We start from the raw sequence: 18,216 nt of genomic DNA, 5'->3' as shown, positions 1-18,216 counted from the left end.
ATTTTTAGATGATTGGCGGCTACTGCGCGTACCCTAAGCGCGCAACTCGTGCGAGCGGTCCAGCCGGAAATACGCATCCAGCAGCGAGGTCTTATACACCGCCCCCAGCAACTCCGGATCCTCATGGCTGCGCACCACCGGCAACCGTTCGCCCTGATGATCCAGAAACGATTGCAAGGCATCGCCGAGCGACATGTCCGGCGTCACCACATGCAGGAATTCCCGGCGCACGAAATCCTCGGCGACCTTGGCCTGGGTATCGGCCTTTTCCAGCAGACAGGAGGTAATATCCTGTAGCGCCACCACGCCGCAATAACGATTGCGCGGGTCGACGATATAGATGTATTTCACCGGATACTTCAGGAACAAGCCACTGATCTCGGCGAACGACGCCGTCAGCGGCAACACTGTATCGGCTGGCCGGATCAGCTCGCTCATGTGGATGCCGCGCAAGCGCACCCGCTCCTGCGCGTCGCGGTTGCGCTTGATGGTGATATCGTACATCGACGTACCGTTGATGCTGCGCGCCACGAAATATGCCACCACGCAGGACAGCATCAATGGCAGCACCACCTGGTAACTCAAGGTCATCTCGAAAATCATCAGGATCGCCATCAACGGCGCGCTGGTAGCCGCCGCCAGGAAAGCGCCCATGCCCACCATGGCGTACGCAAACGGCGCCGAAGTCATGCCCGGCAGCAGTGCGTGCAGCACTTGCCCGAACAGGTAGCCGATGGCGGCGCCGACAAACAAGGTCGGCGTGAAGATGCCGCCGACCGCGCCGGAACCGGTAGTGATGGAAGTCGCCACCACCTTCAGCACCAGCACCAGCAGCACGCTCCACCACAGCCAGGGCGTATGCAGCAAGGAATTGACCACGCTATAACCGTTGCCCCACACTTCCGGCATCCAGATCGAGATGAAGCCGACCAGCAAACCGCCCACGCACAGCCGCAGCGGCAGCGGCAAGGCAGTCCTGGTAAACGCTTGCTTGGAAAACGCCAGCAGGCGCAAGAATTGCGGCGCGGCGACGCCGGCCATGATCCCCAGCAGCACAAACCACAAGATCTCCATACCGGCCACCGGCGGGAACGGCGGCATCTCATAGGCCGGGTGATAACCGGGCAGCTCGCGCATGGTGATGTTGGCCACCACGGAAGCCACCACCACCGGCCCGAAACTCTCCATCACAATCGCGCCCAGTACGATCTCGGTCACAAAAAATGCGCCCGCAATCGGCGCGTTATAGGCCGAGGTAATCCCCGCCGCCGCGCCGCATGCCACCAGCAAGCGCAGCCGGGCCGGACTGAAATGGGTAAAGCGCCCCACCAGCGACGCCGCCAGCGCCGCCAGTTGCACCATCGGTCCTTCGCGCCCGATAGAGCCGCCAGACACCACCGTCGCCAGCGACGACAGGCTACGCAGCAGGCTCTCCCGCACCGGGATATTGCCGTCGCCGATGGCCACCGCCTCCATGTAATCCGAGGTGGCGCTGGATGGCATCCGCTTCGCCCATATCAGGATCGCGCCAGCCACCAAGCCACCGGCGGCCGGCAACGCCAGCCGCGCCCACCAAGGCAAACTCCTGGCCATCGCGACGAAGCTGCCGCTCTGGCCGGTCAGCAACTGCTGCAAGCCATAGATGCATTCACGGAACAAGATCGTCGCCAAAGCGCCCAGGAAACCGACCACCGCCGCCCACAGCAGCATCGAATGGCTTTCCGAAAAATGGAACAGGCGTTGCAGGCGAATCCGGTAACCGAGAAGTGTGCTGCGGAGTGTGCTGCTTGAGAGCATGGCGTGTGATGGCAAGATGATCGTGGTGAGAGTGCGGTCGCTGGCAGCCAGCTTAATGGCGTGTTGCGTCCGAAGGGGTGTCCAGCGCCGCCATCAAGCCGGCGAAATACGCCATGTCGGCCGCCACCGCCGCCTCGGCCCTGCCCTGCATCGCCTGATAATGCGACAGGACCTCTTGCCCCATCGGCGTCACCTGCGCGCCGCCACCCTTGGCGCCGCCGGTCGCGGTCGCCACCAGAGGCAGCTTGAAGCACTGGTTCATCGCCTCGACCAGCAGCCAGGCGCGCCGGTAAGACATGCCGATCGCCCGCGCCGCGGCGGAAATCGAGCCGCTTTGCTGTATCGCCTGCAGCAACGCCGCCTTGCCGGGACCGAAGGCGATCGTCTCGCCTTGCAACACTCTGAGCCGTATCGATTTGGAATTTGCCATAGGCGGGATTGTAGCAAGGAGGTAAGCTTAGTACGGATATTTTGTTGACAACCATTGCACACAGGCAATCACATCCCGCTTTTCAAGTTGACTCACGCTGTATCCTGCCATATATTTCGCTTTCCATTTTGCCACTTTCCGCCCGGGAGATACTGCGATGTTGTGCCGCTTCAAACGCCTTGTTATAGCCAGTGCCTTTCCCCTTCTCCTGTTGACTCCAGCGGTCCATGCCGCCGACCTGGTGGTCTCGGCCGCAGCCAGCCTGACCAATGCATTCAAGGAACTGGGTCAGTCCTTTGAAGCACAGAATCCGGATACCAAGGTGCTGCTCAACTTCGCCGCCTCCGATGTCTTGCTGCAGCAGATCATCAAGGGCGCGCCGGCCGACGTCTTTGCCTCGGCCGACCAGGAAGCCATGAACAAGGCCGAATCGGAAAAAGCGGTGCTAGCCGCCAGCCGCAAGAACTTCGCGAATAACCAGATCGTGCTGATCGTGCCGGCGGATAGCACACTGCATATCGCGCAATTGCAAGACCTGACCCAGCCTGCCGTGAAGCGCATAGCTTACGGCAATCCGGCGTCGGTGCCGGTCGGCCGCTACACCAAAGCCGCACTGGAATACGCCAACCTGTGGGACGCCGTATCGGCCAAGGGCGTGCCGGCGCAAAATGTACGGCAGAGCCTGGATTACGTGGCGCGCGGCGAAGTCGAAGCCGGCTTTGTGTTCTCTACCGATGCGGCGATCATGCCGGACAAGGTGAAAGTCGCCCTGCGCGTGCCTTCGCAAACGCCGGTGAGCTATCCGATCGCGGTTACCGCCAATACCAAGCAGGCTGAGATGGCGGCCAAGTTCGTCGCCTATGTCTTGTCGCCCACCGGTCAGGCCACGCTGGCGCGCTACGGCTTCTTGAAACCCTGATGGTGCAGTGTTATCGTCAAGCCTTCGGGCGCAGCATCCAAGGCAAGTTCCAAGGTGAATAGAAAGCAGAAGTCATGAACAGCGGTGTCTGGGTCGCCCTGCTGCTGTCACTCAAAGTCGCAGGCTGGGCCACCTTGCTCAACATGCTGTTCGGCGTTGCCGCCGCCTATGGCCTGTCGCGCTGGCGGTCGCCGGCGCGCGATCTGGTCGACGCCGTCCTGACCTTGCCGCTGGTGCTGCCGCCGACCGTGCTCGGCTACTATCTGCTGGTGCTGCTGGGACGCCGCGGCGTGTTCGGCGCCTGGCTGGAGAAATGGGGCATCGAGCTGGTCTTCACCTGGCAGGGTGCGGTGATCGCCGCCACCATTGTCGCCTTTCCTCTGGTCCTCAAATCCGCCCGCGCCGCCTTTGAGAACGTCGATTCGCAACTGGAAAATGCAGCCCGTGTGCTAGGCGTTTCTGAGGCTGGAGTATTCTTCCGCGTCACCTTGCCGCTAGCCTCCAAGGGCATTGCCGCCGGCGTCCTGCTGGCCTTCGCCCGTGCGCTCGGCGAGTTCGGCGCGACGCTGATGATTGCCGGTAACCTGCCGGGCCGCACCCAGACTTTGTCGGTGGCGATTTATGAAGCGGTGCAAGCGGGCGATGACCAGACCGCCAACCTGCTGGTGCTGATTACCTCGGCCACCTGCATCGTGGTGTTGCTGATCGCCGGCCGCCTGCTGCCGAGAAGCCAGCGTCGCAGAGAGTCATGAGGATAGCGCCATGACCATAGAAATCCGCATCCGCAAACACATGCAAGCCGACGACCGCGGCTTCAATCTGGACATCGTCTTGCGCACCGAGAGCAACCGGGTGGTGTTGTACGGCCCTTCGGGCGCGGGCAAGAGCCTGACATTGCGCGCGATTGCCGGTTTGCTGACGCCCGACGAGGGCCTGATACGTCTCAAGAAAAATATCTTGTTCGACAGCGCAGCCGGGATTTGCCTGCCGCCGCAACGGCGCAAGGTGGCCTACCTGTTCCAGGACTATGCCCTGTTTCCGCACCTTACCGTGGCGCAGAACGTGGCTTTCGGCCTGCGCTCAGGCAGCACCAACCTACGCCGTCCGCAAGAACATCCGGCGGTGCAAAAATGGCTGGCTTCGTTCGAGCTGAGCGCCACCGCCAACAGTTATCCGCATCAGCTGTCCGGCGGCCAGCGCCAGCGCGTGGCCTTGGCTCGGGCGCTGGTGCTGGAGCCGGATATCCTGCTGCTGGATGAGCCGTTTTCCGCACTCGATTTGAACTTGCGCGACAAGATGCGCTACGAGCTGTCCGAGTTACAACGCCGGTTGAATGTGCCGATGATGGTGATCACGCACGATCCGGCGGACCTCGCACTATTGGGCGATGAGATATTCGAAATCCGCGACGGCAGCATTGCCAGGCCGGCCAACTAAGCGCTCATAAAAAAAGCGCAGAACCGGCTCGGTCCTGCGCTTTTTCTATATTGCTGTCAGCTGCCGGCTAAGGCAGCTTCGATTCTGTTATTTAGAAAATGTGACGGATACCGACGCCGACGCCAGTCACGCTATCCTTGCCAACCAGTTCCGACAAGGCTGCATCTTTAGCCTTGTTGTAGTCGACCGTACCGTACACCTGGGTACGCTTGGACAAAGCATATTCCGCCACGCCGACCAGCGCGTAACGGCTGCCGTCGCCCAGGTTGCCCAGGGAAGCCACGGTAACGTTCTTGCTCTTGTCATAGTAGCCGGCCGCAGTCAGCGACCAGGCTGGGGTTGCCTGGAAAGTCGCACCCAGGAAGTAAGCATTGTCGGTGCGTTGAACGCCGGCGATACCGCCATTGATCGAGGCTGGGCTATTGGCGACGCCGAAATAGGCTGGCGTGGTGCCGGTGTTGTCCTTGATGCGATAGTAGCCGCCGAACAGCTTGGCCGCGCCGAACGCATAGGAAGCGCTCACGTTATACACAGTGTCTTTCCAGTCGGTATTGACCGGGCTGACGGTTTGCTGATAACCACCGCCGAAGGAAAATCCGCTAATGGTGTATTGTCCGGTTGCGCCAAACTGGCTGCCTTGCTTGACCGATCCGGCCTTCTCGCCGAAAGCATAGCTCAAGGCGCCGGCAAAACCGCCAGCGCTGCCTGTGTACTTGACCATGTTGGAATTGCGGATCAGCGTGGCGCCTGCCGGCATCCAAGCGTTCTGGTCGTAATTACCGACAGTCAGCGGATCAAAATGATCGGCCATCAGATCGAACAGCGGCGTCTGTTGACGGCCCAGGGTAACCTGCCCGAAACCACCGCTCAGACCTACCCACGATTGGCGGCTGAACAAAGTGCCGCTGCTGGACAAGCTGCCGGTATCGGAGTTGAAGCCGTTTTCCAGACGGAAAATCGCTTTCAGGCCACCGCCCAGGTCTTCAGTGCCTTTGAAACCGAGGCGGCTGTTGGAAATTGCGCCGTTATCGATACGGAAGTTCTTTTGGCCGGCGGCGTTGTCGCTGCTGACGTAACGGAAGCTGGTATCGACAATGCCGTAGATGGTGACATTGGTTTGCGCCATCGCGCCGCTACTGGCCAGGCCCGCCGCTACCAGCAACAAAGAATATTTTTTCATGCACGTCTCCATAGGATTAATAGTTTTTAGATTTTTTTACGACAGCGCCAGGATCGCAGCGTCATCAAAGTGATGAACGCTCAGGCTCCGTCGCTTTACCGCTACTGCTCACTACAACTGCGGCAACGCCGCCATTTCGGCGATGCTAGCGTAAAGCTGCCCCGCCATAATAGCAGGACAACTTTCTTGCAAGACAAGTTGTTGCGAAAACACAACTTGGTACAGCTTAAAAATTTATTCGGCCTTCAACACGCCACGGCGAATCTGGTCGCGCTCAATCGATTCGAACAAGGCCTTGAAATTACCTTCGCCGAAGCCTTCGTCGCCTTTGCGCTGGATGAATTCGAAAAATACCGGGCCCAGCGTGTTGGCCGAAAAGATTTGCAGCAACAACCGCCGGCCGTCGTTATTGGAAACGCCATCCAGCAGGATGCCGCGCATTTGCAGCTGGTCGGCCGGTTCGCCGTGGCCTGGCAAGCGCCCTTCCAGCATTTCGTAATAGGTCGCCGGTGGCGCCACCATGAATTTGGTGCCCATTTTTTTCAAGGCATCCCAGGTTTTCACCAAATCGTCGGTCGCCAGGGCGATATGTTGAATACCCTCGCCGCTGAACTGCATCAGGAATTCTTCGATCTGACCCGAGCCCTTGGACGATTCTTCGTTCAAAGGAATGCGGATCTTGCCGTCCGGCGCACTCATCGCTTTCGATGTCAGGCCGGTGTATTCGCCCTTGATATCGAAATAACGGACTTCGCGGAAATTGAACAGTCGCTCGTAGAAAGCCGCCCAGTGCGCCATGCGGCCGCGGTACACATTATGGGTCAGATGGTCGATGGTTTTCAGGCCGGCGCCGACAGGATTGCGCTCCACCCCTTCGATGAATTCAAAGTCGATGTCATAGATCGATTTGCCCGGCGTGAAACGATCGATCAGATACAGCGGCGCGCCGCCGATGCCTTTGATCGCCGGCAAACGCAGTTCCATCACGCCGGTCTTCATGTCCATCGGCTCGGCGCCCAGCTCCAGCGCGCGTTGGTAAGCCTTGTGCGCATCCTTGACGCGGAACGCCATACCGCAGGCCGACGGACCGTGTTCCGCGGCAAAGTAATGCGCCGGGCTTTGCGGCTCATGGTTGATGATGAAATTGATATCGCCCTGGCGGTACAGGGTCACGTCTTTGGAACGATGACGCGCAACCTTGACGAAGCCCATGGCTTCGAAGGCAGGCTCGATCACGTTCGCAAGCGGCGAGGCGTACTCGACAAACTCAAAGCCGCACAGGCCCATGGGATTTTCAAAAAGATCGGACATAAGGTACTCCTGAATAATATAAAAGTCTGGTGGACTGGATCAAAACGGATTAGCGGACATCATTGTGTGACGACAGCAGTCTCCGAAGTTTCTGGCGTAATCAGTTGTTGCAAAGCGATTTCAAACGCCACTTTGGCGATACCGGTAGTGCTGGCCGAACGGCTGTGGCATTTTTCCAGCGCTGCCGCCACGGTGGCGGAGACGTCGCCGAAGATCGCTTCGTCGGACACTTCGACCTGGCTCTGCATCAGGAAAGCAAAGGCGCGCGCCATACCGCAATTGGCGACAAAATCGGGAATCACCGCCACGCGATTGTCGGCGTGTTCATAGATCGGACCGTAGAAAATGTCACTATCGGCAAACGGCACGTTGGCGCCGCTGGAAACCACTTCCAGGCCGTTGGCGATCAATTGGTCGACTTGTTCCTGCCTGACCAGGCGCGAACCGGCGCACGGCAGGAAGATATCGGCGCCGGTGCTCCAGATGGCCGCGTTGCAAGCTTCGAATGACAGCATGTTGTCTGCGATCAGCTGGTTGCCCTGCTTGGCCAGGAACAAGGCGTGTACTTCTTCATAGCTGAAGCCCCCGGCATTGATCAGGCCGCCGTTGCGGTCGATGATGCCGACCACGCGCACACCGGCCTTGGCCAGGTAATACGCCGCGGTCGAACCGACATTGCCCCAACCCTGCACGATGACGCGCTTGCCTTCGACGCTGCCGCCATACAAACGGTAATAGTGACGTACCGATTCCGCGACGCCCCAGCCGGTAATCAGGTCAGCCACCAGATACTTGCGGCTGACTTGCGGCGTGTAGCGCGCATCTTCCACCACCTTGGCCACGCCCATGCGCAACTGGCCGACTTTCTGGATCCGCTCGTTGTCGGTAGGCTGGAAATGGCCGTTGACGATCCCCTCTTGCGGGTGCCACAGGCCGTAGCGTTCGGTCATAGGAATCACTTCATGCACTTCGTCGATATTCAGGTCGCCGCCGGTGCCGTAATAGGTCTTGAGCAAAGGCGTGACGGCCTTGTACCAGCGGCTCAACACGCCAGCCTTGCGCGGATCGGCAGGATCGAAATCGATGCCTGACTTGGCGCCGCCGATGGCCGGGCCGGAAACGGTGAACTTGACTTCCATGGTCTTGGCCAGCGATTCCACTTCGCGCCGGTCGAGGCCGCTGCGCATGCGGGTGCCGCCGCCGGCCGCGCCGCCGCGCAAGGAGTTGATCACGATCCAGCCGCGGGCGGGGGTTTCGGCGTCATGCCATTCAAAGACGATTTCCGGCGCCTTGCTTTCAAACGCATTCAGTAAAGCTTTCATACTTCTCCTTGATACTGCTTTGGTTATGACGACCGCGCCCGCTTAACCGAGCAAGAGCTTGTCGTCATCAATTTTTTCTCCGCGCGTGGTTTCAAACATGCGCAGCAGATCCGGCACATCCAGTCCGCGCCGCTGCTCGCCGTGCACGTCCAGGATCACTTTACCTTCGTGCAGCATCACGGTGCGGGTGCCGTAGTCCAGCGCCTGGCGCATGCTGTGCGTCACCATCATCGTGGTCAGCTGGCTGGATTCGACGATCTTGGCCGTCAGCGACAAAATGAAGGCCGCGGTTTTCGGGTCCAGCGCGGCGGTGTGTTCATCCAGCAGCAAGATGCGCGACGGTTGCAGCGACGCCATCAGCAGGCTGACCGCCTGGCGCTGGCCGCCGGACAACAGGCCCATGCGGTCCGACAAGCGGTTTTCCAGCCCCAGGTTGAGGATGCTGAGCTTTTCGCGGAATACTTCGCGCATGCCGCGGTTGAGCGAAAAACGCAGGCCGCGCGCGCTGCCGCGCTTCCAGGCCAGCGCCATGTTTTCTTCGATCGTCAGGCTTTCGCAGGTGCCCGCCATCGGGTCTTGGAACACGCGCGCCACCAGATCGGCGCGCTGCCAGCTGGAACGCCGCGTGGCGTCGGCGCCGTCGATCCTGATGCTGCCGCTGTCAACCATAAGGTCGCCGCTGACCGCATTCAGCATGGTCGATTTGCCGGCGCCGTTGGAGCCGATCACCGTGACGAACTGGCCCGACGGGATCTCCAGCGAGAGACCGCGCAACACCCTGTTTTCAATCGGCGTGCCGGGGTTGAAAGTGATTTCCAGATTATCGAGCTGTAACATCAGTTTTCCCCTTTCCGGGCTGCCAGGCCGTTGCTGTTGGCAACGCCGGAAGGTTTGCTCCTTGGCTTGCCGCGCATGCGGCCGAAGCTGCGCTTGAAGTTCGGGATCAGCAAGGCGAAGCCAACCAGCAACGCCGTCACCAGGTTCAAATCCTGCGCTTTGAGGCCGATGAAATCCATATCCAGCGCCAGCGCAATAAAGAAGCGATACAGCACTGCACCGAAAATACAAGCAGCAGTGGTAATCACCAGGCTGCGCGCCGGCACCACAGTTTCACCAATGATCACCGCCGCCAGGCCGATCACGATGGTGCCGATGCCCATCGAGATATCGGCGCCGCCCTGGGTCTGCACGAACAGTGCGCCGGCCAGCGCCACCAGCGCATTGGAAATCGCCAGGCCCCAGACCGTTTGGCGGTTGGTGGAAATACCCTGTGCGCGCGCCATGCGCGCATTGGCGCCGGTGGCGCGCATCGCCAGCCCGGTTTCGGAGGCGAAAAACGCGTCCAGCAACAGCTTGGCGACCAGCACGATCACCGCCATGACGATAGGCTGCACCCAGTAATCGGGCAGATCGCCGATATTGATCATGCTGAACACCGTCGGTTCGCTGATCAGCGCCACGTTCGGTTTGCCCATGATGCGCAAGTTGACGGAGTAAAGGGCAATCATCACCAGGATACTGGCCAGCAATTGCATGATTTTCAGATAGACGTTGAGGCAAGCTGTCACGCAGCCTGCAATACCGCCGGCCAGCAGCGCGGCGAAGGTCGCCAGGAAAGGATTCCAGCCAGAGACAATCAGGGTTGCGGCGACTGCGCCGCCGAGGGGAAAACTGCCATCGACCGTCAGGTCGGGAAAATTAACGACACGGAAAGACAAGAACACGCCAAGTGCGACCAGGCCGAAAATCAGGCCGATCTCGATGGCGCCAAGTGAAGCGATGAGCGACATAAAAATCCTTAAATACATCCTTAAATAAGCTGCGGAACCGGCCGCCGCGCCAATCCAGACAGGATCGGCGGCGACCGCTCAGCTAAAACACGCCAGATCAGGCAAACCAATATCTACAAACAGCAAGCAAGTGGATGGCTGCGACAGCCATCCGCAAGCGCTTTATTCGTCGACTTTGGCAGACTTGATCAGTTCCGGCGACAAGGTCACGCCTTGTTTCAGCGCAGCCTTGGGATTCACGTGAAGCTCGAATGTAGTGCTGGTTTGCGAAGCAATCTTGCCTGGCGCTTCGCCCTTCAGGATGCGCACCACGATCTTGCCGGTCTGACGGCCCAGATCGTAGTAGTTCAAGCCGATGGCTGCTGCTGCGCCACGCTTGACAGCACTGGTATCGGCAGCAACGATTGGCAGTTTGGCCTGTTCCGCCACCTTGACGATGCCTTCAAATGCAGACATGACGTTGTTGTCGGTCGGCGCGTAGATCACGTCAGCCTTGCCGATCAGGCTTTGGGCGGCGCTCGGCACATCGATGGTGCGGGCGGCAGCGGCTTCGACCAGAGTCAGGTCGGTGCCGACCAGCAGTTTCTTCAACGATTCGACAATCGACACCGAGTTTGCTTCACCCGGGCTGTAGATGATGCCGATGCGCTTGGCTTTCGGCACTACCTGGCGAATCAGCGCGATCTGCTTGTCCAGCGGCGAGACGTCGGAAACGCCGGTGACGTTGGTGCCGGATGCATCCCAGCTCTTCACCAGTTTGGCGGCGACAGGATCGGTCACCGCAGCGTAGACGATAGGTACGGTCTTGGTGGCGGACACCAGCGCCTGGGCCGACGGCGTTGCAATGGCGACGGCGACATCGGGCTGGCTGCCGGCATATTTACGGGCGATCTGCGCCGCGGTACCGGTGTTGCCTTGCGCGCTTTGATATTCGAACTTCAGATTCTTGCCGGCTTCGTAGCCTTCCGCTTTCAACTCGTCCTTGACGCCATCGCGCACGGCGTCAAGCGCCGGATGTTCAACGATAGCAGTAACCACGACCGTTTTGTCGGCGGCGTAGGCGGCTGAAGCAGATACGCCCGCCAGGCTGAGCAAGACTACAGACGCAATAACGGTACGCAAGAAAGGAAATTTCATGACTTTGTCTCCAAATGAGTCAGTTTGGTTGCCGGAAATCGGCCTCTTTATTATATTGCAACAGGGGTGCATTCCGACCTGCCCCCTATAGCTCCATCTTTTATTTTGAAAAAAGTATAGCTTTGAACGCTGAAAATTGGTTTGCGAGTTGAGACCGATTTTTATGCGGTTATGAAATATAATTTCTCCAATCATCCGGAAATCGAGAATAAATTGCACAAAATTGATATCGATCAAATCGATCGAAAAATGTTAACTTTTTTGCAGCAGAACGGCCGCGTGTCGAATCTGGAACTGGCGGAAGCTGTCAACCTGTCGGCCCCGCAGTGCCACCGGCGCCATCGCCGGCTGGAGGAAGCTGGCTTCATCGTAGGCTATGAAACCCGCTTAAGTCCAGCTAGCCTGGGATTGTTTGTGATTGCCTTTGTCCATGTATCGATGGAAAAAGGCCATATCAACGACTTGTCGGGATTCAGGACCGCCATCAACGAATGGCCGCAGATCCTGGAGTGCTATTCGATTACGGGGGATTTTGATTACGTGCTGAAGGTGACCGCGCACGACTTGAAGGAATTGTCGGATTTTCTGATGGAAAAGCTGATGCGCATGCGCGGCGTCAGCGGGGTACGCTCCAGCGTCTGCCTGGATGAAATCAAATCGACCAATATGTTGCCGCTGCCGGCCGTGTAAAACCACATATTCAATAAAAAAGCCGCATCCTTGTGGGATGCGGCCTTCTGGACCGCTGGCGAGATAACACCGGCGGTCTGCCGGCAAGCCGGCGTTCAATAAACTTTAATTCAAGCTTTCAATTCAAAAACCGCTCAGGCAACCTTGGCTTCGAAGAATTGTTCATCTTCGGTCGAACCGTGCAAAGCGGTCGTCGACGACTGGCCTTGCTGGATCGCCTGGGTCACGGCATCGAAATAACCGGTGCCGACTTCGCGCTGATGCTTGACCGCAGTGAAGCCCTTGTCGGCGGCAGCGAATTCCGCTTCCTGCAACTCGACGAAAGCCGACATCTGGTTGCGTGCATAGCCGTGCGCCAGGTTGAACATCGAGTAGTTCAAGGCGTGGAAACCGGCCAGCGTGATGAACTGGAACTTGTAACCCATGGCGCCCAGTTCTTTCTGGAACTTGGCGATAGTCGCGTCGTCCAGGTTCTTTTTCCAGTTGAACGATGGCGAGCAGTTATACGCCAGCATCTTGCCCGGGAACTTGGCATGCACCGCTTCCGCGAATTTCTTGGCGAAAGCCAGGTCCGGCTTGCCGGTTTCGCACCAGACCAGATCGGCGTATGGCGAGTAAGCCAGCGCGCGCGAGATGGCTTGATCGATACCCGGACGTGTCTTGTAGAAGCCTTCGACAGTCCGTTCGCCAGTCAGGAACGGCTTGTCGTTGTCATCGATATCGGACGTCAGCAAGTCGGCCGCTTCTGCATCGGTACGGGCGATCACCAATGTCGATGTGCCGGAAACGTCGGCCGCCAGACGCGCGGCGTTCAATTTTTCAACCGCTTCACGGCTAGGCACCAGCACTTTGCCGCCCATGTGGCCGCACTTCTTGACGGACGCAAGTTGATCTTCGAAGTGAACACCGGCAGCGCCGGCATCGATCATCGATTTCATCAGTTCGTAGGCATTCAAGACGCCGCCGAAGCCGGCTTCAGCATCAGCCACGATCGGCGCGAAGAAGTCGATATCGTTTTTGCCTTCCGACCATTGGATCTGGTCGGCGCGCTGGAATGTATTGTTGATCCGTTTGACTACCAGCGGCACCGAGTTGGCTGGATACAGCGACTGGTCGGGATACATTTCGCCGGCAAGGTTGGCGTCGCCTGCAACTTGCCAGCCGGACAGGTAGATCGCTTTCAAGCCGGCCTTGACCTGTTGCATGGCTTGGTTGCCGGTCAGTGCGCCGAGTGCGTTGACGAATGGCTCTTCGTGCAGCAGTGTCCACAGTTTGTCGGCGCCGCGCTTTGCCAGCGAGTGTTCGATCTGTACCGAACCGCGCAAGCGAACCACGTCTTCCGCCGAATAATTGCGGGTAACGCCTTTCCAGCGTGGATTCTCGGCCCAGTCCTTGGCCAATGCTGCAACTTGCTGTTCACGTGTAGTCATCGTCGTTCTCCGGTTAAAAACAAAAAGTGAAATCAAATCCGATGACTAAATAGTAGTCCTATCTGTGCGAAGCAACAATGTCTTATATAAGACATATAAGTATTTTTATTTTGTTTAAATTCAATAACTTAACTTTAAATTTTCGCGATGTGAAATAAAATATCTGAGAGTGAAATATAAAAATGGTGCCTTGCATTTCAATTTTTCACATTATGAAATGCAAATTGCGCATCCTGAAAAATGCAAAAAAAAAGCGGAGAGCAAGCTCCCCGCCTTCGCCGTAGCGGTTTACATCAACGCAAACCGGGCCTTATCTAGAACGATTTTGTCATCGACAGATAGAAACCGCGACGCTGTCCATACTGCGGCGCGCCGACGCCGATGCCGGAACCGTCGCGGATTTCATACACTTTATCGAACACATTGAGTACGCTCAAACGGGTCGTAACCTTGCCGATCGGGCTCTCGCTAAAGACATGGCTGGCGCCCAGGTTGACTTCGGTATACGCGGACAAGTGATCGGTATTGGCGAAGCCGCTACGCAAGCCACTGCCGAACAGGGCGTCTGCAGTCCATGTGGTGCGCTGCCACAGATAGGAAACGCCGGTCGACGCGGTAATGCCCTGATCATGGTCCAGATGCACCCAGTGATTCGATATATAGCTAAGTTCATCCGGGGCGAAGTTGTACTGGCTGGAGGTGATGTTCTTGCCCAGCGCAGTGGAGCGTGCCACATTCAGATAGGCCGACAGATCGTCCTTATGGTAGTTCAGGGTCAGCTCCAGGCCATACACTTTGCCTTGCGCATAGTTGAACGGCGTGTACAGCAGCGCCGAGCCGAACTGCCCTTCATCCAACAGGTTCTTGACCTTCTTGTAGTACCCGTCCAGCCCCAGCGTCACATGCTGGGTCAGCTGGTGATTGACGCCAAGGTCGAAATAATCCGAGCTCTCGGCCTGTACCGGATCGTTCTGGCTGCTCGGCGAGGCATTGGTGGTGCCGTTGAAACTGGCGATGGTGTTGGCGCCGATCAGCTCGCTGGCCGGCGGCGTGAAGTACTTGGCGTAACCGGCGTGGAAGGTGGTCTGCGGCGTCATCTGGTAGACCACACCGATGCGCGGGCTGAACTGGCTGGCGGTCACGTAGGCATTCACCCAGTCGGCGCGGGCGCCGTAGTTGACTGTCACCTTGTCGCTCAGCTTCCATTCGTCCTGCAGATAGATGCCGGTCTGGTTGGTGGTCTTCTGGTTGCTGTCAGCCAGCGAGATCGGCTGGGTCGACGATTGCGCACCGCTGTCGTCGGCCGGGAAAGTCAGCGAATTGTCGCTGTTCTTCAAGTTCTCCCGGGTGTAATTGATCCCGGCGCGGATGGTGTGGCTGGCGTTGAGGCGATAGCTGCCGTCGGCTTGCAAGCCATTCGCCAAGCCGGTGCGCAGCACGCGTGAAGCGACGCCGGTATACAGCAGGTCGCCGACCTGATCCGGTTCGAACAGCACTTTGGAGTAGCGGCTGAAGGCGGCGACCTGGTAATCGATGTCGGAACCGATCTTGCCCTGCAAGGCGAGAATGCCGTAGCGGTTGGTTTCGTGCTGCCGTTCATTCACATCGGCGGATGGATAGCTGCTCACGCCGTCAAGCTGGAATTGCGGCGTCTTGCCGGCGCTGTCCGGTATCTGGAAACGGCCGTCGGAATTGCCCAGGATCAGGCTGACGCGGGTATCCGGATCGAGCAGATAGGAAAAATAACCGAAGGCCTTGTTTTGCAAGGTGCGGTCGTGCAAGGCGGTGGACGAACCGGTAGGGTTTTCGATGCCCAGGTTATTTGCCTCAAACGAGCCGTTGATGTAATAGCTGAACGAATCGGTGCTGCCGCTGACATCGCCGCTGACCTGGCGCGTGTTGTTACTGCCGATCTGCACGCCGATGTTGCCGCCATCGGCCAGTTCACCGGTCTTGGTGTGGATATCGACCACACCGGCGGTGCGGTAGCCGTATTGCGCCGGCAAGGCGCCAGTCAGGACGCTGACGCTATCGACAAAACGCGTATCCAGGGTCTGGCCGAAACCGGAAATGCTTTCCGGCAGGATGATGCCGTTGAGACGGTACTGCAGGTTGGCGTGATCGCCGCGCACATGCAGCTGGCCGAAAGAATCCTGGGCCACGCCGGGTGCGCGCAGCAAGACTTCATTGAACGCGGTGTCTTCACCTTGCGGCATGGCGGCGATTTCCTTGCGGCCGATGCGGTAGATGCTGCTGCCGGTTTCGACCTGGATGCCGTTGCGGGCGCGGTCCAGGCGATCGGCGGTGACCACCACCGCATTGCTGGCATTGACGCTGCCTGCCTGGCTGGCCTTCAGGGTAACGTCTGCGGTGGCGCCATTCTCGTCGGCCACGGTGACGGTGCCGTTCTCCGACTGGAACGATGGCTTGCCGACGCTGATGGCATAGCTGCCGGGAGCGATATCGCTAAAGACAAAATGCCCTTGCTGATCGCTCTTGGTCGTGCCGACCGCCTTGCCGGTAGCGTCTTTCAAGGCCACCGTCGCATCCGGCAAGGGATGGCCGAGGGCGTCGTGGATGGCGCCGCTGATTTGTTTCGGGGTGGACTGGGCATAGGCAACAGGAACGGCAAAACCGTAAGCAAGCGCAATCAGGGCGCCTAATTTTAGTCGGCGCAACAAACGTGTTTTCATTCTCAAACTCCGATAAGACGAGTAACTCGACCAGGCATCCGTACTAGCGCAGCTTGGGCAGACAGCCGGAAAACCGATGCAGGCGGCTTGGGATCAAGCCGTCCGAGGTCGAAACAAAAGGCAAAACGTCAAACCGGGGAGAATGGTGGAGCTTGGGAATGCGGCGTCAAATACTGCTTCTGCGCCGGGGTAAAGGCATAGACCGGTTCGACCGCCGTGCTGTAGGCAAAGATCAGGACCGGCGTCAGCACCGGCACCGGGCTGGAGGGAACCGGAGAAGGAAAATCGGCCGCCAGGTCACAACTGACGCAATCGGTCGAATTTTCGGCCAGGCTGTGATTGTGGAACGCCATCCCGACCAGCTGCAGCACCAGGATCGCCAGCGCCAGCCACAAGGCGCACTGCTGCAGCCGCAGCCTGAACCGGCGCCGCGCATGGAAATGCGGTTCGACGATCAGGCGCATGGAGACATCCCCATGCGGCAAATCGCCACCCGACTCGCCCACGCCACAGACGCACCCAGCCCGCGGGCCAGCTGTGGCGACAACGACTGAGTTGAGCTGGTTTGACGAAGCATGCGGTGTAAGCCTGTTGATGTAGCCCGCTTTACAAGCAGAAATTGAAATCCGGAACGGCAAGCAGAGAGTGTAATCGCGAACCGGTATTGCTTGCAAGGTAATTGCAACACAGTTGCATAAAATATTATCTATGCCAACGCCAGCGATCTGCAGCGGCGCGCCGACTTTCAGCCGCCCTATGAGTCGGCGCGTCGGTAGCTGTCGCAGCATGCAAAAATGTTTCTACGCAGCCAATGCAAGTTCCTCCATAATATGCCACAACTTTTTCTTGACGTGCCACATTTACAACGGTAATCATGACAAACCCATTCCCGCCCCTGGTCTCGCCTGCGCCGTCGCGCTCACGCATCGGCTGGCGCAAGCCGCTGGTCTTGTTACTGGTGATAGCGCTCGCAGGCGGCGGCTGGCTAACCCTGCGCACCAAGAACAGCAACGCTAAACAGGCGGGCAGCGATCAGCCAAAGAGCCATGCTTTTGAACTGGCCGCCAGCGATGTTGCGCTGATCGACGCCAGGGAGCTGCGGATTACCTTGCCGCTGTCGGGATCGCTGATGCCGCTGGTGCAAGCCACGATCAAGTCCAAGGTCGCCGCCGAGGTACGCGAAACCCTGGTGCGCGAAGGCATGCAGGTCAAGCGCGGCCAGGTCATCGCCCAGCTCGATACAGCCGATCTGCAGGCACGTTATGCAACCCAGCAAGCCACGCTCGACGAGGCCAAGGCCAAGCTGGCGCTGGCCAACAAGAACCACGATATCAACCAGATGCTGCTGAAGCAAAAGTACATCTCGCAGAATGCCTTCGATACGGCGCACAACAGCGTCGAAGTCGCCGAAGCCACGGTGAAGTCGGCTTCCTCGCAGGTGGAAATCGCGCAACGGGCGATGAACGACGCCACCATTCGCGCACCGATCGACGGTATCGTCAGCAAACGTGAAGTCCAGCAAGGCGACAAAGTTTCACTCGATTCGCCGCTGTTCTCCATCATGGATCTGAGCCTGATGACGTTGGAAGCGCAAGTACCCGCCAGCGAAATTCCGCGTGTCAAGCTGGGCCAGGATGTGACATTTTCGGTGGATGGTTTTCAGGACCGGCGCTTCACCGGCAAAGTGACCCGCATCAACCCCGCGACGGAAACCGGCTCGCGCGCGATCAAGGTCTATATCGCGGTCAGCAACAGCGACGGCGCGCTCAAAGGCGGCATGTACGCCAAGGGCGCAATCACTCTGGAGAAGTCGGCGGTCGGGCCGCTGCTGCCGCTGACCGCGCTGCGCCGCGAAAACGGCATCGATGTGGTCTACACCGTGGAAAACAATCTGGTCGTGGCGCAACCGGTCAAGCTGGGCTTGCGTAACGACGATGAAAACCTGGCCGAAGTGACCTCCGGCCTGGCGCCAGGCGCGCATGTGATCGTGGTCAAGCTGGATGGCGTCAAGCCTGGCAGCGCGGTCAAGATGGTGGAAATCGTGAGCGCTAAACGCGCCAGCTAAAGGAACAGAGCAGCC

Annotated in this window: 16 protein-coding genes; 5 read left to right on the top strand and 11 right to left on the bottom strand. The window is 58.7% G+C overall.

Going from position 1 to position 18,216, the window contains the following annotated elements; translation table 11 throughout:
• Positions 1 to 33 precede the first annotated feature (33 nt).
• Positions 34 to 1,797, bottom strand: a complete 1,764-nt coding sequence (locus ABI171_RS19390) for a ClcB-like voltage-gated chloride channel protein (RefSeq protein ID WP_348094175.1) — start codon at positions 1,795 to 1,797, stop codon at positions 34 to 36.
• A gap of 52 nt (positions 1,798 to 1,849) precedes the next feature.
• Complete coding sequence (locus ABI171_RS19385) at positions 1,850 to 2,227, bottom strand: LysR family transcriptional regulator (protein WP_348094174.1); 378 nt, start codon at positions 2,225 to 2,227, stop codon at positions 1,850 to 1,852.
• 157 nt (positions 2,228 to 2,384) lie between these two features.
• Here ABI171_RS19385 and modA point away from each other — a divergent pair, with 157 nt between their 5' ends.
• From modA to ABI171_RS19370, 3 genes are all read left to right on the top strand, one after another.
• Positions 2,385 to 3,146, top strand: coding sequence for a molybdate ABC transporter substrate-binding protein (modA, locus tag ABI171_RS19380; RefSeq protein WP_348094173.1), 762 nt, complete (start codon positions 2,385 to 2,387; stop codon positions 3,144 to 3,146).
• Positions 3,147 to 3,220: 74 nt separating this feature from the next.
• Positions 3,221 to 3,898, top strand: a complete 678-nt coding sequence (modB, locus tag ABI171_RS19375; RefSeq protein WP_348094172.1) for a molybdate ABC transporter permease subunit — start codon at positions 3,221 to 3,223, stop codon at positions 3,896 to 3,898.
• Positions 3,899 to 3,908: 10 nt separating this feature from the next.
• On the top strand, positions 3,909 to 4,583 hold the full coding sequence (locus ABI171_RS19370) for an ATP-binding cassette domain-containing protein (protein WP_348094171.1): 675 nt from the start codon (positions 3,909 to 3,911) through the stop codon (positions 4,581 to 4,583).
• A 91-nt stretch (positions 4,584 to 4,674) separates the two neighbouring features.
• Here the strand turns inward: ABI171_RS19370 and ABI171_RS19365 are convergent, their stop codons facing one another.
• The 6 genes from ABI171_RS19365 to ABI171_RS19340 all read right to left on the bottom strand — a co-directional run bounded on the left by ABI171_RS19365 (position 4,675) and on the right by ABI171_RS19340 (position 11,323).
• Complete coding sequence (locus tag ABI171_RS19365) at positions 4,675 to 5,763, bottom strand: porin (RefSeq protein ID WP_348094170.1); 1,089 nt, start codon at positions 5,761 to 5,763, stop codon at positions 4,675 to 4,677.
• A 234-nt stretch (positions 5,764 to 5,997) separates the two neighbouring features.
• Positions 5,998 to 7,074, bottom strand: a complete 1,077-nt coding sequence (gene hppD / locus ABI171_RS19360) for a 4-hydroxyphenylpyruvate dioxygenase (RefSeq protein WP_348094169.1) — start codon at positions 7,072 to 7,074, stop codon at positions 5,998 to 6,000.
• 59 nt (positions 7,075 to 7,133) lie between these two features.
• Positions 7,134 to 8,396 carry a Glu/Leu/Phe/Val dehydrogenase dimerization domain-containing protein gene (locus ABI171_RS19355; RefSeq protein WP_348094168.1) on the bottom strand — a complete coding sequence of 421 codons (1,263 nt, stop codon included), beginning with the start codon at positions 8,394 to 8,396 and terminating at the stop codon, positions 7,134 to 7,136.
• A 42-nt stretch (positions 8,397 to 8,438) separates the two neighbouring features.
• Positions 8,439 to 9,233 carry an ABC transporter ATP-binding protein gene (locus ABI171_RS19350; protein WP_348094167.1) on the bottom strand — a complete coding sequence of 265 codons (795 nt, stop codon included), beginning with the start codon at positions 9,231 to 9,233 and terminating at the stop codon, positions 8,439 to 8,441.
• Positions 9,233 to 10,186, bottom strand: a complete 954-nt coding sequence (locus ABI171_RS19345; protein WP_348094166.1) for an ABC transporter permease — start codon at positions 10,184 to 10,186, stop codon at positions 9,233 to 9,235. Before ABI171_RS19345 ends, ABI171_RS19350 begins: the two co-directional genes overlap by 1 nt.
• A 162-nt stretch (positions 10,187 to 10,348) precedes the next feature.
• Complete coding sequence (locus tag ABI171_RS19340) at positions 10,349 to 11,323, bottom strand: ABC transporter substrate-binding protein (protein WP_348094165.1); 975 nt, start codon at positions 11,321 to 11,323, stop codon at positions 10,349 to 10,351.
• 213 nt (positions 11,324 to 11,536) lie between these two features.
• On the opposite strand from ABI171_RS19340, the gene ABI171_RS19335 reads away from it, so the two are divergent.
• Entirely contained in the window at positions 11,537 to 12,013 is a 477-nt protein-coding gene (locus ABI171_RS19335; RefSeq protein ID WP_348094164.1) for an Lrp/AsnC family transcriptional regulator, read from the top strand.
• 134 nt (positions 12,014 to 12,147) lie between these two features.
• Here ABI171_RS19335 and aceA read toward each other — a convergent pair whose 3' ends face one another.
• From aceA to ABI171_RS19320, 3 genes are all read right to left on the bottom strand, one after another.
• Positions 12,148 to 13,443 (bottom strand): isocitrate lyase, encoded by a 1,296-nt coding sequence (aceA, locus tag ABI171_RS19330; RefSeq protein WP_348094163.1) that lies wholly within the window; start codon positions 13,441 to 13,443, stop codon positions 12,148 to 12,150.
• A 314-nt stretch (positions 13,444 to 13,757) separates the two neighbouring features.
• Positions 13,758 to 16,136 carry a TonB-dependent receptor gene (locus ABI171_RS19325; RefSeq protein ID WP_348094162.1) on the bottom strand — a complete coding sequence of 793 codons (2,379 nt, stop codon included), beginning with the start codon at positions 16,134 to 16,136 and terminating at the stop codon, positions 13,758 to 13,760.
• A gap of 128 nt (positions 16,137 to 16,264) precedes the next feature.
• A complete protein-coding gene (locus ABI171_RS19320; protein WP_348094161.1) occupies positions 16,265 to 16,600 on the bottom strand; it encodes a hypothetical protein in 336 nt (111 codons plus the stop codon).
• A 410-nt stretch (positions 16,601 to 17,010) separates the two neighbouring features.
• Between ABI171_RS19320 and ABI171_RS19315 the strand changes: the two genes are divergently transcribed.
• Positions 17,011 to 18,201, top strand: coding sequence for an efflux RND transporter periplasmic adaptor subunit (locus ABI171_RS19315; protein WP_348094160.1), 1,191 nt, complete (start codon positions 17,011 to 17,013; stop codon positions 18,199 to 18,201).
• Positions 18,202 to 18,216: the final 15 nt, after the last annotated feature.

This window comes from Collimonas sp., from assembly GCF_039923675.1.
Lineage (GTDB): Bacteria > Pseudomonadota > Gammaproteobacteria > Burkholderiales > Burkholderiaceae_D > Collimonas.
This window is presented reverse-complemented; position numbering and strand designations above follow the sequence as displayed.